This window comes from Streptomyces sp. HNM0574, assembly GCF_012726235.1.
Taxonomy (GTDB): Bacteria; Actinomycetota; Actinomycetes; order Streptomycetales; family Streptomycetaceae; genus Streptomyces.
Genome location: NZ_JAASAH010000007.1, coordinates 158,909 through 173,683, shown reverse-complemented (window position 1 = coordinate 173,683; position 14,775 = coordinate 158,909). Strand labels below are relative to the sequence as shown.

General features: G+C 73.9%; 15 protein-coding genes. All 15 read left to right on the top strand.

The window, feature by feature from the left end:
- Window positions 1–4: 4 nt before the first annotated feature.
- The 15 genes from HCC30_RS15035 to HCC30_RS14965 all read left to right on the top strand — a co-directional run bounded on the left by HCC30_RS15035 (window position 5) and on the right by HCC30_RS14965 (window position 14,742).
- The gene (locus HCC30_RS15035; RefSeq protein WP_169443018.1) at window positions 5–2,008 is read left to right on the top strand and encodes an SDR family oxidoreductase; all 2,004 of its coding nucleotides are present in this window, start codon (window positions 5–7) and stop codon (window positions 2,006–2,008) included.
- Window positions 2,009–2,149: 141 nt separating this feature from the next.
- On the top strand, window positions 2,150–3,364 hold the full coding sequence (locus HCC30_RS15030; protein ID WP_169443017.1) for an MFS transporter: 1,215 nt from the start codon (window positions 2,150–2,152) through the stop codon (window positions 3,362–3,364).
- Window positions 3,361–3,753, top strand: coding sequence for an acyl carrier protein (locus tag HCC30_RS15025; RefSeq protein WP_169443016.1), 393 nt, complete (start codon window positions 3,361–3,363; stop codon window positions 3,751–3,753). Before HCC30_RS15030 ends, HCC30_RS15025 begins: the two co-directional genes overlap by 4 nt.
- Complete coding sequence (locus HCC30_RS15020) at window positions 3,750–4,574, top strand: 4'-phosphopantetheinyl transferase superfamily protein (protein ID WP_206323842.1); 825 nt, start codon at window positions 3,750–3,752, stop codon at window positions 4,572–4,574. Before HCC30_RS15025 ends, HCC30_RS15020 begins: the two co-directional genes overlap by 4 nt.
- A 23-nt stretch (window positions 4,575–4,597) precedes the next feature.
- Window positions 4,598–6,142, top strand: a complete 1,545-nt coding sequence (locus HCC30_RS15015; RefSeq protein WP_169443015.1) for an acyl-CoA carboxylase subunit beta — start codon at window positions 4,598–4,600, stop codon at window positions 6,140–6,142.
- Between the two features lie 13 nt (window positions 6,143–6,155).
- Window positions 6,156–6,389 carry an acyl-CoA carboxylase subunit epsilon gene (locus tag HCC30_RS15010; protein ID WP_169443014.1) on the top strand — a complete coding sequence of 78 codons (234 nt, stop codon included), beginning with the start codon at window positions 6,156–6,158 and terminating at the stop codon, window positions 6,387–6,389.
- The gene (locus HCC30_RS15005; protein WP_169443013.1) at window positions 6,386–6,868 is read left to right on the top strand and encodes a nuclear transport factor 2 family protein; all 483 of its coding nucleotides are present in this window, start codon (window positions 6,386–6,388) and stop codon (window positions 6,866–6,868) included. Before HCC30_RS15010 ends, HCC30_RS15005 begins: the two co-directional genes overlap by 4 nt.
- 47 nt (window positions 6,869–6,915) lie before the next feature.
- A complete protein-coding gene (locus tag HCC30_RS15000; protein ID WP_169443012.1) occupies window positions 6,916–8,214 on the top strand; it encodes an activator-dependent family glycosyltransferase in 1,299 nt (432 codons plus the stop codon).
- Between the two features lie 156 nt (window positions 8,215–8,370).
- The gene (locus HCC30_RS14995) at window positions 8,371–8,970 is read left to right on the top strand and encodes an NAD(P)H-dependent oxidoreductase (protein WP_169443011.1); all 600 of its coding nucleotides are present in this window, start codon (window positions 8,371–8,373) and stop codon (window positions 8,968–8,970) included.
- Window positions 8,971–9,097: 127 nt separating this feature from the next.
- Complete coding sequence (locus tag HCC30_RS14990; protein WP_169443010.1) at window positions 9,098–9,964, top strand: NAD(P)H-binding protein; 867 nt, start codon at window positions 9,098–9,100, stop codon at window positions 9,962–9,964.
- A gap of 31 nt (window positions 9,965–9,995) precedes the next feature.
- Entirely contained in the window at window positions 9,996–10,622 is a 627-nt protein-coding gene (locus tag HCC30_RS14985) for an antibiotic biosynthesis monooxygenase (protein ID WP_169443009.1), read from the top strand.
- A 43-nt stretch (window positions 10,623–10,665) separates the two neighbouring features.
- Window positions 10,666–11,451 carry a class I SAM-dependent methyltransferase gene (locus HCC30_RS14980; protein ID WP_169443008.1) on the top strand — a complete coding sequence of 262 codons (786 nt, stop codon included), beginning with the start codon at window positions 10,666–10,668 and terminating at the stop codon, window positions 11,449–11,451.
- A 32-nt stretch (window positions 11,452–11,483) separates the two neighbouring features.
- Window positions 11,484–12,617: a glycosyltransferase gene (locus tag HCC30_RS14975; protein WP_169443007.1), complete on the top strand. Its 1,134-nt coding sequence runs from the start codon at window positions 11,484–11,486 to the stop codon at window positions 12,615–12,617.
- A gap of 56 nt (window positions 12,618–12,673) precedes the next feature.
- A complete protein-coding gene (locus HCC30_RS14970; protein WP_169443006.1) occupies window positions 12,674–13,612 on the top strand; it encodes a hypothetical protein in 939 nt (312 codons plus the stop codon).
- 116 nt (window positions 13,613–13,728) lie between these two features.
- Window positions 13,729–14,742, top strand: a complete 1,014-nt coding sequence (locus tag HCC30_RS14965; protein WP_169443005.1) for an NADP-dependent oxidoreductase — start codon at window positions 13,729–13,731, stop codon at window positions 14,740–14,742.
- Window positions 14,743–14,775: the final 33 nt, after the last annotated feature.

The following is a 14,775-nucleotide window of genomic DNA, read 5'->3' as shown; positions in this document are numbered from 1 at the left end:
CCCGATGACCGCTTGGGACACCGACGTTCTCGTGGTCGGTGCCGGACCCGTCGGCCTGCTGCTCGCGTGCGAGCTGCGGGCCGGCGGGGCACGGGTGACCGTGCTGGAGCAGCTGCCGGAACCGACCACCGAGTCCCGGGCCTCCACCCTGCACGCCAGGACCATGGAACTCTTCGAGGAACGCGGCCTGCTGGAGCCGCTCGGCCCGCCCCCGGCGGGCGGCGCCGGACACTTCGGCGGCATCCCGCTGGACCTGACCGCGGCCGAGCCGGAACACCGCTTCGCCGGCCAGTGGAAGGCCCCGCAGACCCGGATCGAGGCGGTGCTCCAGGAGCGGGCCCGCTCCTGGGGCGCGGAGATCCGGCGCGGGCACCGGGTCACCGGGCTCCGTACCGGCGAGCACTCCGTCACCGTCGAGGCCACGGGCCCCGGCGGCACGGCGTACACCGGCACCGCCGGGTACCTCGTCGGCTGCGACGGGGAGGCGAGCACCGTGCGGCGGCTCGCCGGCTTCGACTTCCCCGGCCGGGACGCCACCAAGGAGCTGCTCCGCGCCGACGTCTCCGGGATCGACATCCCGGGCCGCCGCTTCGAGCGCTTCCCCGCGGGCCTGGCCATCGCCTCCCGCTGGCCGGACGGCAGCACCCGCGTCATGCTGCACGAGTACGGGCGCGAGCCCGAACGGCGCACCGGGCCACCGGAGTTCGCCGAGGTCGCCGCCGCCTGGCGGCGGATCACCGGCGAGGACATCGGGCACGGCACCCCGCTGTGGGTGAACGCCTTCGGCAACGCCCTGCGCCAGGCCACGCACTACCGCCAGGGCCGGGTGCTGCTCGCCGGGGACGCGGCACACGTGCAGCTGCCCGTCGGCGGCCAGGCCCTCAACCTGGGCCTCCAGGACGCGGCCGACCTCGGCTGGAAGCTCGCCGCGCAGTGCGGCGGGACGCCCGACGAGGAACTCCTCGACTCGTACCACGAGGTCCGCCACCCGGTCGGCGCCCGCACCCTCGCCAACATCGAGGCCCAGGCCCAACTGCTGCTCGGCGGGCCCGAGGTGGAAGCGCTGCGCACCGTCGTCGGCGAGCTGCTCGACCGCGCCCCGGTACGCCGCCACCTCGCCCGCATGATCAGCGGCCTGGACGCGCCGTACCCCGGGCCGCCGGACGGCGCCGCCCGCACCGGGCCGCCCGCCGCGGCGCCGCACCGGCCCACCACGCGAAACACCAGCCACAGGAGGACCACCATGGGCACACTCACCGGCAAGACCGCGCTGGTGACCGGCTCCAGCCGGGGCATCGGCCGGGCCGTCGCGCAGCGGCTGGCCCGCGACGGGGCGCTCGTCGCCGTGCACTGCGCGGGCAACCGGGAGGCGGCCGACGAGACCGTCGCCGCCATCGAGAAGGACGGCGGACGCGCCTTCGCCGTCCAGGCCGACCTGGCCGAAACCGCCGCCGTGCACGAGCTGTTCGTCCAGCTGGAGCGTGCCCTGAAGGAGCGCACCGGCAGCACGGACCTGCACATCCTGGTCAACAACGCGGGTGTGATGGGCGGCGTGGCGCCGGAGGAGGTCACCACCGAGCAGTTCGACCGGCTCTTCGCCGTCAACGCGCGGGCCCCGTTCTTCCTCGTCCAGCGCGCCGTGGACAACATCCCCGACGGCGGCCGCATCGTGAACATCTCCTCCGGGCTGACCCGCTTCGCCAACCCGCAGGAGGTGGCGTACGCGATGACCAAGGGCGCCGTCGACCAGCTCACGCTGCACTACGCCAAGCACCTGGCCGCGCGGAACATCACCGTCAACAGCGTCGGCCCCGGCATCACCGACAACGGCGGCCCCGTCTTCGACATCCCCGAGGCCGTCGAGCAGATGGCCGCGCTCTCCGCGTTCAACCGGGTCGGTGCGGCCGAGGACGTCGCCGACGTCGTCGGCTTCCTCGCGGGCGACGACTCCCGCTGGGTCACCGGCTCGTACCTCGACGCCAGCGGCGGCACGCTGCTCGGCGGCTGAACCGGGCCCGAGACCCCGGCGCCCCGCCCCCGTCGGGGCGCCGGAAGCGGGGCCGGCCGCGTCCCCCGTACGCAGCATCGCGGCCGGCCCCTCCCTCCGCCCACCTCCTCCACCCGTGACCCGCGGACGGTGACGAGAGACATGACCACCACCCACTCCCACCCGGGAGCCCGACTCCGCCTGTGGTCCCTGCTGTTCGTGCTCGCGGGGAACATGCTCATCGACGCGCTCGAAGTGTCCGTCGTGCTGCCCGCGCTGCCCGCCACGGCGGACGGGCTCGGCCTGTCCCTGTGGGGCGTGCACTGGGTCATGAGCGGCTTCGCGCTCGGCTTCGGCGGACTGCTGCTGCTCGGCCCCCGGATCACCTCCCGCTTCGGCCGCCGCCGCGTCTACCTGACCGCGCTGGCCGTCTTCGTCCTCGCCTCCGTCGCGGGCGGACTGGCCGACAGCGGCGCCGTGCTGGTGCTCACCCGGGTCGTCAAGGGTGCCTGCGCCGCGCTCACCGCGCCCGCCGGACTGGCCATCATCACCACCGTCTTCCCCGAGGGGCCCCGGCAGCGGCGCGCCGTCTCCGTCTACTCGCTGTTCGGCGCGGCCGGCTTCGCCGTCGGGCTGCTGCTCTCCGGCGCCCTCACCGCGCTCAGCTGGCGCGGCCCCCTGCTCTTCCCCGCCGCCGCGGCCCTGGTGCTGCTGCCCCTCGCCTGGCGGCTGATCCCCGACGAGCCCGCGCGCGCGGCCCGGCCCCCGCTGCTGCCCGCGCGGGTGCTGCGCGACGGCCCGCTGCTGCGCTCCGCGCTCGGCGCGGCCACCCTCAACGGCTCGTACCTGGCGCTGCTGCTGACCGCCGTCTTCGCGCTGCACACCGAACGCGGCTGGGCGCCCTGGCAGACCGCGCTCGCGTTCCTGCCCGCCTGCCTGCCACTGGTCGGCTCGGCGCTGCTCACCCCGCGCATGGTCCAGCGCCACGGCACCCGGCGGCTGATCGCGCTCGGCGCCCTCGCCGCGCTGCTCGGCCACCTCTGGCTGCTCGCCGGGCCCGGTCCCGGCACCTACGCGACGGGGCTGCTGCCCACGCTGCTGCTGGTGGGCGCCGCCTTCGTGGGCGCCTTCGGCGCGCTCAACATGCAGGCGACGTCCGGGATTCCGGCGGCGGACCGGGGCCTGGCCGTCCCGCTCTACCAGACCGGTGTCCAGCTGGGCGCCGTCGTGTCACTGACCACCACCGCCGCACTGCTGACCGCCGCCGCCGACGAGCGCCCGGCGCTGTACGTCATCACCGCGCTCGGCGCCCTCGGCCTGCTCACCGCGCTGGCCGGACGGCGCCGACCGGACGAGGAAGAGGACACCCGAAGATGACCGCGACCACCGTTCCCCAGGGCCGCGCCCCCGCGCGCTCCGCGCTGCTGGCGCAGGACATCGACGCCCGCATCCGCGGCATCGAGACCTTCGTGGCCGGCGAGCTGACCCGGCTGCTGGAGGTGCCGTCCGCGCACCGCGTCGACACCAGCCGCCCGCTGCACACCCAGGGCGTCGGCTCGATCCTCGGACTGCACCTGAAGCAGCTGCTCCAGCTGTCCTTCGGCGTCGACATCGGCGTCGTCACCGTCCTGGACGACAGCGTGGCCGAGCTCGCCGCCAAGGTGGCGCTCCGGCTGGAGGACGAGCCCGGCACGGACGGCACTCCGCTCGCGGCCGCCACCGTGCGGGAGGAGGCCGGCTCCGCGCACCTCGGCGGGCACCGGTGACCGGGTACGCCGGGCCGGACCCCGTCCCGCGCGGCCGGCTCGACCTGTGGATGCTGCGCCAGCCGTGGACCGAACCGCCCGCCGACCCGCTCGTCACCGCCGAACTCGACGAGCGGGAACGGGCCAGGGCCGCGGCCTTCTCGCTGCCGCACGACCGGCTGCTGTACCTGTCGGCGCACATCGCGCTGCGCCGGGTGCTCGCCGCCTACCTGGACGTGCGCCCCGGCGAGATCCGCTTCACCCGCGAGGCGTGCCCGGGCTGCGGCGAGGCCCACGGCAGGCCGGCCGTCGCGTACCCGGACACCCCGCTGCACTTCTCGCTCTCGCACAGCAACGGCCTGGCCCTGTTCGGCGTCGCCACCGAGCCCGTCGGCGTCGACGTGGAGAAGCTCCCGGCGGCGGAGACCGTCGAGCTGTGCTCCTCGTCCCTGCACCCCGCGGAACAGGAGGAGCTGGAGCGATCGGCGTCCCGGGAGCGGCAGTTGGCCTTCGGCCGGCTGTGGACGCGGAAGGAGGCGTACCTCAAGGGCCTGGGCACCGGCCTGGGCCGCAGCCTCTCGGCCGACTACCTGGGCAGCGGCCCCGGACCCGCCGGAGCGGAGGGACCCGAGCGCCCGCGCGGCTGGACGGTGGACAACGTCTCCTGCGGCTCCTCGCACGTCGTGCACGTGGCCGCCGCCGCGGTACGGGGCGACGTCGCCTGGCCGGAAGCGGTGCGCTGGCTGCCCGCCGACTGCCTGTACGCGCCCGATCCCGCGGGACTGCTCGCACCGCTCCCGCTGCCCGGCCCGCCCCCGGTCCGGGCGGCGGCCTGGGCCTGACCACCGACAGGAGAGTGACTGGCATGGCATCGGCTCATCTCGAGGAACTCGCCTCCGTCAAGGAGGAGATGCTGCGCGGGGACGCGCGGGCCACCGAACGACAGCACGCCAAGGGCAAACTCACCGCGCGCGAACGCATCGCCCTGCTGCTGGACGAGGGCTCCTTCCACGAGCTGGAAGGGCTCCGCAGGCACCGCGCCACCGGCTTCGGCCTGGAGCGCAAACGGCCCGCCACCGACGGCGTGATCACCGGCTGGGGAACGGTCTACGGCCGGACGGTCTTCGTCTACGCCCACGACTTCCGCATCTTCGGCGGCGCCCTGGGCGAGGCCCACGCCGAGAAGATCCACAAGCTGATGGACCGGGCCGTCGCGGTCGGCGCCCCGCTGGTGTCCCTCAACGACGGGGCCGGGGCCCGCATCCAGGAGGGCGTCACCGCGCTGGCCGGGTACGGCGGCATCTTCCGCCGCAACACCCGCGCGTCCGGCGTCATCCCGCAGATCAGCGTGATGCTCGGCCCGTGCGCCGGCGGTGCCGCGTACAGCCCCGCGCTGACGGACTTCGTGTTCATGGTCCGGGAGACCGCGCAGATGTTCATCACCGGGCCCGACGTGGTCGAGACGGTGACGGGCGAGAAGATCAGCCACAACGGGCTCGGCGGCGCCGATGTGCACGGCGGCACCTCCGGGGTGGCCCAGTTCGTCCACGACGACGAGGAGAGCTGCCTGGAGGAGGTCCGCTACCTGATCTCCCTGCTGCCCTCGAACAACCGCGAACTGGCACCCGAGGAGCCCTCCGACGACCCGGCCGACCGCCCCACCGGCGCCCTGCGCGAGGTGGCGCAGCTGGAGGGCAACTGCGCCTACGACGTGCGCACCGTCATCGAGGAAGTCGTCGACGACGGGCAGTACTTCGAGATCAGCGCCGCCTGGGCGGCGAACGTGGTGTGCGCCTTCGCGCGGCTGGACGGGCAGACCGTCGGCATCGTGGCCAATCAGCCGCAGTCCATGGCCGGCGCCCTGGACATCACCGCCTCCGAGAAGGCGGCCCGCTTCGTGCAGTTCTGCGACGCCTTCAACATCCCGCTGGTCACCCTCGTCGACGTACCCGGCTTCCTGCCCGGGGTGAGCCAGGAGCACGACGGCATCATCCGGCGCGGGGCGAAGCTGCTGTACGCCTACTGCAACGCGAGCGTCCCGCGGGTCTCGCTGGTGCTGCGCAAGGCGTACGGCGGCGCGTACATCGTCATGGACTCGCACGCGATCGGCGCCGACGTGGCCCTGGCCTGGCCGGCCAACGAGATCGCCGTGATGGGCGCCGAGGGCGCCGCGAACGTCATCTTCCGCCGGGAGATCGCCGCGGCCGAGGACCCCGAGGCGGTGCGCGGGCAGCGGGTGAAGGAGTACCGGGCCGAGCTGATGCACCCGTACTACGCGGCCGAGCGCGGGCTGATCGACGACGTCATCGATCCGGCCGAGACCCGGCAGGTGCTCATCGGCTTGCTGGCCATGCTCCGGGCCAAGCACGCCGACCTCCCGTCCCGCAAGCACGGAAACCCGCCGCAGTGAGGAGGAGCCCGCGATGCCGCACAGCACGGACCCCGCACAGCCGGCGCCCGCCCCGTACCTCCGCGTGACCCGGGGCAACCCGGACGCGGCCGAAGTCGCCGCCCTCACCGCGGTGTTGCTCGCCCGGGGCGCGCGGCCCGGCGCGGCCGCCCCCCGCCGGGAGCGCGCTCTCGCCCGCTGGTCGCGCGCCGAGACCGGCTTCGCCGGCGCCGGCACCTGGTGGCGGCGCGAGGACCGGAACCGGTGACGTTCCCGACCGCCGCGCGGCCGCCCGCCGGTCCGGCGCGGCGGCCGCCCGGCGAGGACCGGCGCCGGATCAGGGAACTCGTCGCCCGCTACACGGTGTTGCTGGACACCCACGACGCGAACGGCTTCGACGCCGAGTGGCCCCGCACGGTCTTCACCCGGGACGCCCGGCTCCGCTTCCCCATCGGGGAGGTCGACGGGCTGGACGGCGTCGCCGCGTTCCACCACGAGGCCAAGGCCAAGTTCGAGAGCACCCGCCACCGGTCGTTCCGCGTCCGGACCGCGCTGCGCGGGGACCTGGCGGACGTGCGGTTCCGGATGCGCGCCACGCACGTCCACCCGGAGCGACACGGGCGCCCGGGGCCGCTGTTCGAGATCGGCGGCCACTACACCTGCGAGGCGGCGCGTACGGAGCAGGGCTGGAGGTTCCGCGCGCTGACCTTCCACCTGTCCTGGCAGCGGGGCCCGGGACCCGCGTGAACGCGCCCCACTCTCCCTCCACAGGCTGCGAAAGGCGGCGACGGTACATGAGGATTCTGTTCGGGATCATCCCGGCACCGGCACACCTGCTCCCGGTCGTGCCCCTGGCCTGGGCCTTCCAGAGCGCGGGGCACGAGGTGCGGATCGTCTCGCACCCGCAGGTGGCCGGCGCCGTCCAGGCGGCGGGCCTGTTCCCGGTGCCCCTGGCGGACGACGTGGACCTGCGGGCCTCCAGCCGCTCGGCCGCGGGCGACGAGCGGCTGGAGGCCGTCGTCGGGGCGCTCCCCATGGACGAGGCCACCCGGGACCTGCGGTCCCTGCTGAAGGCGTACATGATGGCGCCCTTCGCGTACCACTACACCCCGGCGCCGCCCGGCGGCGCGCGGCCGATGACGGACGAGCTGGTGCGCTTCGCCCGGTACTGGAAGCCCGAACTGGTGCTCTGGGACCCGCTGTTCTTCCCCGCCCCCGTCGCGGCGCGCGCCTCCGGCGCCGCGCACGCCCGGCTGCTGTGGGGCCAGGACTACGTCGGCTGGATGCGGCAGACCTACCGTGAGCAGCTGCGCCGCTCCGGCGGCGAACCGGGCGGCCCCTCGGACGCCATGGCCGCCATGATGGAGCCCCAACTGCGCCGGTTCGGGCAGCGGTTCGACGAGGAGCTGCTGCTGGGCCAGTGGACGGTCGACCCGACGCCGGACGCGCTCCGGCTGCCCGTCGAGACCCGCTCGGTGCCGGTGCGCTGGACGCCGTACCACGGTCCGGCCGAGGTGCCCGAGTGGCTGCGCACCCCGCCGCAGCGGCCTCGGGTGTGCATCTCGCTCGGCATGAGCGGGCGGGCCTTCCTGGGCGGCACCGACCTGGCCTCGGAACTGTTCGAGGCGGTGGCCGGGCTGGACATCGAGGTGGTGGCCACCCTGAACCAGAACCAGCTGGAGGGCCAGGCGGCCGGACAGGCCGTGCCCGAGAACGTGCGGCTGATCGACTACCTGCCGCTCAACCTGCTGCTGCCGACCTGCTCGGCGATCATCCACCACGGCGGCAACGGCACGGTCATGGCCGCGCTGCACCACCGGGTGCCGCAACTGGCCGTCCCCAGCCCGGACCCCTTCGCGCTGCGGCAGGTCCGGCACGTCGCGGACAGCGGCGCGGGGCTCGTCCTCGACTCCGCGGAGGTGTCCGCCGGGAGCCTGCGCGAGGGGCTGCTCCGGCTGCTCGGCGACCCGGCGTTCCAGCAGGGGGCCGACCGGCTGCACGCGGCGGCGCAGGCCGTACCGGGGCCGGCCGAACTGGTGCCGGTGCTCACGGAAATGGCCGAGAAGCACCGGCCGGAATCCACCGTGTTCTGAAAGCCGGTGAAGTCAACTACAACTCTGTGTCAACCCACTTGCGGCGGCCGCGCGCGCGTGAAGAGACTTGTCCACAAGCCCCGGCCGGTTCAACGGCCCCCCGTCGCGGGGGAATTACGTCCCGCGGCAATTTCCCGAGACGTTGGGAGCGTCACTGTGCAGGAGAATCCGATTAAGCTCGCCGTCATCACCGGCAGTATTCGCGACGGCCGGTTCGGCCCCACGGTCGCCCAGTGGTTCGCCGGTCAGGCCGAGCGGCACGGAGGCGTCACCGTGGACGCGATCGACCTCGCGGACTACCCCATCACCTCCAAGATGCCCGACGTCATGGTCGGCGCCGAGCCCGACGAGGCCACCCAGAAGGTGCTGGACAAGCTCTCGGCGCGGCTGACGGCGGCGGACGCGTTCGCGGTCGTCACGCCCGAGTACAACCACTCGGTGCCGGCCTCCCTCAAGAACGTCATCGACTGGTACCTCGACGAGTGGAAGGCCAAGCCGGTCGGCCTGATCAGCTACGGCGGGATGGGCGGCGGCCTGCGCGCCGCCGAGCACCTGCGGCAGATCTTCGCGGAGGTCCACGCGACCACCGTGCGCGACATGATCAGCTTCCACAACGCCTGGGGCGCCTTCGAGAAGGACGGCCAGGCGGTCAGCCCCGAGGGCAGCGAGGGCGCGGCCAAGTCCCTGACGGACCAGCTCGTCTGGTGGGGCAACGCGCTGCGCGAGGCCAGGGAGAAGACGCCCTACACCGCGTGAACAGACCTTCCGCCGGACCTTTTGAGCGGAAGCGGCAGCCGGCTGCCCGGGTTCCACCCGGGCAGCCTTCTCATGTCTCCGGGCCCCTGTGCCGGTGCCGGTGACCGAGACGAAGGAGACGCCTCGCATGGCGAAGCAGCAGCGCGTACTCGTGACCGGCGCGACGGGCAACGTCGGCCCGCACGCCGTGGCCCAGCTCCTCGACGCCGGGGTGGAGACCCGCGCCCTGGTCCTGGAGAACGACCCGAACAGCGACCGGATTCCGCCGGGCGCCGAGGTGTTCCACGGCAGCCTCGCCGACCCGGACAGCCTGGACGCGTGCCTCGAAGGCGTGGACGCCGTATTTCTGATGTGGCCGTTCTTCACGCTCGACGTGGACACGGTTCCCGCCGTTCTGGAAAAGCTGGAGAAGCACACCCGCAGGGTCGTCTTCATTTCCTCGATCGGTGTGCACATCGGCCTGGAGCCGGTCGGAAACAGGTGCCACGCCTATCTGGAACAGCAGATCGAGAAGACCTCCCTGGAATGGACCTTCCTCCAGACCACGGGATTCGCCTGCAACACCCGGATCGGCTGGGCGGCGCAGCTCAAGGAGAGCGGCGTCATGCGCTCCCCGTACGGCGAGGCGGCCCGCTCGCCCATCCACGAGGCCGACGTCGCCGCCGTGGCCGTACGCGCGCTCACGCGGGACGGGCACGCGGGCCGGCGCTACGTGGTGACCGGCCCCGAAGCCCTGCCGCAGATCGACCAGTTGGCCGTCATCGCCGAGGTCACCGGACGCGACCTGCGCTGGGAGGACGTCCCCGCGGACGCGGCCAAGGCCGCGATGGTGGAGGTCGGCTGGCCCGAGTCGTACGCCGCCGGCGCGCTGGACTACTTCGCGATGCTGGTGAAGGAGCCCGAGACCGTCACCGACCACGTGGCACAGGTCCTGGGCCGCGCGCCCCGCACCTTCCGTGAGTGGGTCACCGAGCATGCCGACGACTTCCGCTGACCGCCCGACGGGCGCCGGAGCGCCGGGCTGCGTGACCTTCTGCACGCTGCACGCGCGGGACCGCGCCGCCGGCGAGGAACTGGCCCGCACCATCCGGCAGGAGCTGCGCCAACGGGTGCGGCACGCCCGGGGGTTCGCCCGCGCGCGGGTCCACCTCAGCCAGGACGGCACCACCACCGTGGTGCGCGGCGAGTGGGCCTCGGAGGCCGACCACCGCGAGGCGCTCGGCGGCCCCGCCGGCGAGGTCCTGCGCGGCCTGGCCGAGCGTCCCGCCGTACAGGAGGCGCACACCTTCAGCGGCGTGCCCGTGCCCGGCCTCGACGGGCCCGACGCCGGGCGGCTCCCGGGCGTCGTCTGCGTGGCGACGCGGCACGTCGGCACCGCCGGCAACGCGCACCGCCTCGCGGGGCTGCTCCGCAGCGGGGAGTGGAAGCGGGGCTTCCCCGGCTTCATCTCCGCCGAGCCCTTCATCAGCCACGACGGCGGCACCTACGTCAACTACCCGCAGTGGGTGGACGAGGCGGCCTTCGCGGCGTACATGGCCGACCCCCGGAACCAGGCGGGCCAGCCGGACATCGCCGATCTGGAGGTCGCACCGCCGCAGCTCGTGATGTGCACCGTCGTGGAAGAGGTGCGCGGCCCGGAGGCCGCGGGCTGAGCGGGCCCGCCGAGGCAAGCCGAGAGACACCCGAGGGGGAGAGATGGCGTCAGCCCGGAGCACCGGGTCCCTGACCAGGGGGCAGTTGTCCCCGCTCGACCAGCTGCGGCTGTTCGAGCAGAAGTACGACCCCGGCACCCGAGCCCTGATCGACCGCCTGGGGCTCCCGTCCGACGCCAGGTGCCTGGAGTTGGGCGCCGGCGCGGGCTCGATGGCGTACTGGCTGGCCGGCCGCGCCGAGCGGGGCAGCGTCCTCGCCGTCGACACCGACCCGCGCCACCTGGACGCCGGCCGCGCCCCCAACCTGTCCGTCCGCCGGGCCGACGTCACGGAGGAGGACTTCGGGGAGGGCGCCTTCGACCTGATCCTCGCGCGCGCCGTACTGGAACACCTGCCCCGGCCCGACGAGACGCTGGCGAGGGCGGCGCGCTGGCTCGCCCCGGGCGGTCTGCTGCTGGTGCAGGACTTCTACTACCTCCCGGCCGAGCACGCCGCGACCCCCGTCAGCCGCGCCCTCGTCGGCGCCTACGTGCGGCGCATGGAGCAGCAGGGCGCCGACATGGGCTGGGCCCGGCACCTCCCGTCCGCGCTGGCCCGCGCCGGTCTGTCCGGCGTGGACGGCTCCGTCGCCCCGGCGGGCCCCGGACAGTCGCCGCAGGACGACGAGCTGATCGGCACCCGGCTCCGGCAGGAGGGCCACACGCTGGTGGAGAACGGGCTGGTGACGCAGGAGGAGCTCACGTCCTTCGTCGACGCCCTCGGCAGCCCGCACGCAAGGGACATGACGACGCTGCTCGTCTCCGCGTGGGGGCGGCGCCCCCGGGCGTGACCCGCGTCGGACGACACCTTCCAGGAGGAACCGTGAAAGTCCTGTTCGTCGGCGGGGGTTCACCCGCCACCATCTTCGGGATCGTCCCGCTCGCCACGGCGGTCCGGAACGCCGGGCACCAGGTCTTCATGGCCGCGCCGGAGGAGATGGCCCCGGTCGTCTCCCGGTCCGGCCTGCCGGCCCTGTCGGTCACCCCGCACGACATCTGGCACTACATCGGGTCCGACCGGGCCGGGAACCCCGCCACCGTGCCCGAGGAGCCGCGCGCCCTCATGGAGTTCATCGGCTCCTGGTTCGCGCACATGGGCGCCGACGGCTACGCCTCGCTGAAGGAGATCACCGGCAACTGGCGTCCCGACCTCGTCGTCGGCGGCACCATGAGCTACGCGGCCCCGCTGACCGCGGCGCGGCTCGGCGTCCCCTGGGTCCTCCAGGAGTGGGACGCGAGCGAGTGGGAGTGGACCGACGACGGCGCCCGCCGGGTCCTCGAACCCGAACTGCGCGAACTCGGCCTGCCCGGCATCCCCGAGCCCGACCTGCGGATCGGCGTGGCACCGCCCGCGCTGGCGCCGCCCCGTCCCGGACCCGTGCAGCTGATGCGCTGGACCCCGGGAAACCTGCAGAGCAGCCTCGAACCCTGGATGTACACGCGCCCCGCGCGCAAGCGGGTCTGCGTGACGGCCGGAAGCCGGGCCAGCAGCGACCGGAACCTGGAGCAACTGCTCTGGCTGGCCGACCGGTTGGAGGGCCCGGACGTCGAGGTCGTCATCCCCGCGCCCGCCGAGATCGCCGACGAGCTGCGCGCCCGCCGTCCCGGTGTGCTCACCGGCTGGATCCCGCTCGACGTCCTCGCGCACACCTGTGACGCGCTCGTCCACCACGCGGGCGGCGCCACCACGCTGACGGCCGTGCACGCCGGGGTGCCGCAGCTGATCATCCCCGAGTCGAAGGCGTTCATGCCGCTCGCCAAGCGGCTGGAGAAGCTCGGCGCGGCCCTCGCGCTCGGCCCCGACGAGGCCACGGACGACGAGGTCGTCCGGTCCTGCCGGCGGCTGCTGGACGAGCCGGACTTCCGGCGGAGCGCGGCCGCGCTCGGCGGGGAGATGGCCCGGCTGCCCGCTCCCGCCGACTTCGTGCCGCAGCTGGAGAAGCTCGCGGGCCGCTGACCCGCCCACCGGGTAGCTCCCTTTCACCCCTACTCCGGATCAGGAGAGTCACCACCGTGAAGAGAAGACCCCGCACCCTTGCCGCCGGGCTGGCCGGCGGCACCCTGGCGGCGCTGCTGGCCGTCATACCGGCCTCCGCCGAGGCGCCCCGTCCGGCCCCGGCCGCCCCCGCCGCCGTCTCCGCCGCGCCGTCGGCGGCGAGCGAGCAGGTGCTCGACATCCGCTCCACGGCCGACGGGCTGCACGCGCCGAGCAAGGCGGCGCCCGGCGCCGTCACCTTCCGGACGACGACCGAGGCCGAGGGCTCCGGCTCCGTCGGGCTCGCGCGTCTGCACCCGGGCGTGAGCTGGGACCGGTTCCGCACCGTGCTGCGCAAGGTCATCCAGAACAACCCGGACGACATCATCGAGGGCAGCCGCGAGCTGGAGGGCACGGCCGACCTGCTCGGGGGCACGGTCATCTGGCCGGGCATGAAGGCCGAGTTCAGCCAGAAGCTGGAGCCCGGCACGTACTACCTCTTCGACTTCAACCACATCCACGACGCCCAGCCCCGGTACCAGACCCTCACCGTCGAGGGGGCGCCGCAGGGTGAGCTGCCGAAGACCTCGACCACGCTCACGGCGAAGATGTCCGCCGACGGCAAGCCCGTCTACGACCTGGCGGGCGAGGTGCGCGCGGGGCAGCCGCTGACGTTCACCAACGCCATGCCGGCCCGCCAGCCCGCCGAGGCCATCGTCTTCAAGCTGGAGGACGGGGTGACGGAGGAGGAACTGGTCGCGTGGTTCGACAAGTTCGGTGACCACGGCGAGTTCCCGCCGGGGCCCGACCCGCTCGGCTACGGACCCGGCGCGCTCCCGCTGTCGCCGGGCGAGTCCCAGGTGGTCAAGCTCCCGCTGTCGCCGGGACGGCACATCGTCATCGACTGGTTCCGGGACGCGAACGACGCCGTGATGCTCCTGAAGAAGGGGCACTACAAGATCTTCCAGGTTCACTGAGCCCGGCCGCACCGACAGCTCCACCACTTCCAGCAGGCCGGCGCACGGCACCCCGTGCGCCGGCCTGTTCCCTTGCGCGCACCCCGCGCGGCACGAACACCTCGGAGGAGAACGTCATGCAGGCTGCCGTACCCGCGACGCACACGGAGATCCGGCTCGCCCGTCGCCCGACGGGACCGCTGGGCCCCGAGCACTTCCGGCAGGTCCGGGTCCCGGTGCCCGATCCGGGCCCCGGCGGGGTCCTCGTGCGCAACCGCATGATGGCCGTCACCTCCGTGATGCGGACCCTGATGGAGGAGAGCTCCCCGCTGCCCATCCCGGAGTTCCGGGTCGGGGAGACCATGATGGCGCCCACCGTCGGCGAGGTGATCACCCCGGGCGACAGCGGGCTGCGCCCCGGTCAGCTGGTGCTGCACCACGCCGGGTGGCGCGAGTGGGCCGTACCCGAGCCGGACGACGTGCAGCCGCTGAACACCGCGAGCCTGCCCGACCCGGCGGCGCACCTGTCCCAGTCCTTCGCGTCCTGGGTCGCCGTCGTGCGCGGCGCCGAAGTACGCCCGGGCGACACGGTGTTCGTCTCCGGCGCGGCCGGCGGGGTGGGCGTCATGGCCGGCCAGTTCGCGCGGCTGCACGGGGCCGGCCGGGTCATCGGCAGCGTCGGCTCCCAGGCCAAGGCGGACTTCGTGGTGCGGGAACTGGGCTACGACGCGGCCGTCCTGCGCAACGCGGGCGAGGGCACCTTCGAGGAGCGGCTGCGGGCCGCCGCGCCGGACGGGATCGACGCCGTCGTCGACAACGTCGGCGGCGAACAACTCGGCGCCGCCGTGCGGGTGGCCCGGCACGGCGCGCGGATCTCCGTCTTCGGGACGCTGGCCGAGCAGGGCGGCGGCAGCGCGCTCACCGAGATCGACACCGGCCTCCTCATCGGGAAGGGCATCGTGCTGCGCGGCACGCTGGTCTTCGACCACACCGATGTGATCCCGGACTTCGAGGCGGCACTCGGAAAGGGCCTGGAGGACGGCTCCCTCGCCTTTCCGCACAACCGGTTCACGGGCGTCGAAGAGGCACCGCGCGCACTGCGGGAACTTCTCGCCGGAAAACTCAGCGGCTCCGTTCTCGTGGAGTTGTGAGCACACCCGCCGGCATCACGGACGCAGGAAATT

Coding starts and splice junctions, on each gene's coding strand:
- HCC30_RS15035 (WP_169443018.1), top strand. CDS start 5: ATGACCGCTTGGGACACCGACGTTCTCGTGGTCGGTGCCGGACCCGTC.
- HCC30_RS15030 (WP_169443017.1), top strand. CDS start 2,150: ATGACCACCACCCACTCCCACCCGGGAGCCCGACTCCGCCTGTGGTCC.
- HCC30_RS15025 (WP_169443016.1), top strand. CDS start 3,361: ATGACCGCGACCACCGTTCCCCAGGGCCGCGCCCCCGCGCGCTCCGCG.
- HCC30_RS15015 (WP_169443015.1), top strand. CDS start 4,598: ATGGCATCGGCTCATCTCGAGGAACTCGCCTCCGTCAAGGAGGAGATG.
- HCC30_RS15010 (WP_169443014.1), top strand. CDS start 6,156: ATGCCGCACAGCACGGACCCCGCACAGCCGGCGCCCGCCCCGTACCTC.
- HCC30_RS15000 (WP_169443012.1), top strand. CDS start 6,916: ATGAGGATTCTGTTCGGGATCATCCCGGCACCGGCACACCTGCTCCCG.
- HCC30_RS14990 (WP_169443010.1), top strand. CDS start 9,098: ATGGCGAAGCAGCAGCGCGTACTCGTGACCGGCGCGACGGGCAACGTC.
- HCC30_RS14980 (WP_169443008.1), top strand. CDS start 10,666: ATGGCGTCAGCCCGGAGCACCGGGTCCCTGACCAGGGGGCAGTTGTCC.
- HCC30_RS14965 (WP_169443005.1), top strand. CDS start 13,729: ATGCAGGCTGCCGTACCCGCGACGCACACGGAGATCCGGCTCGCCCGT.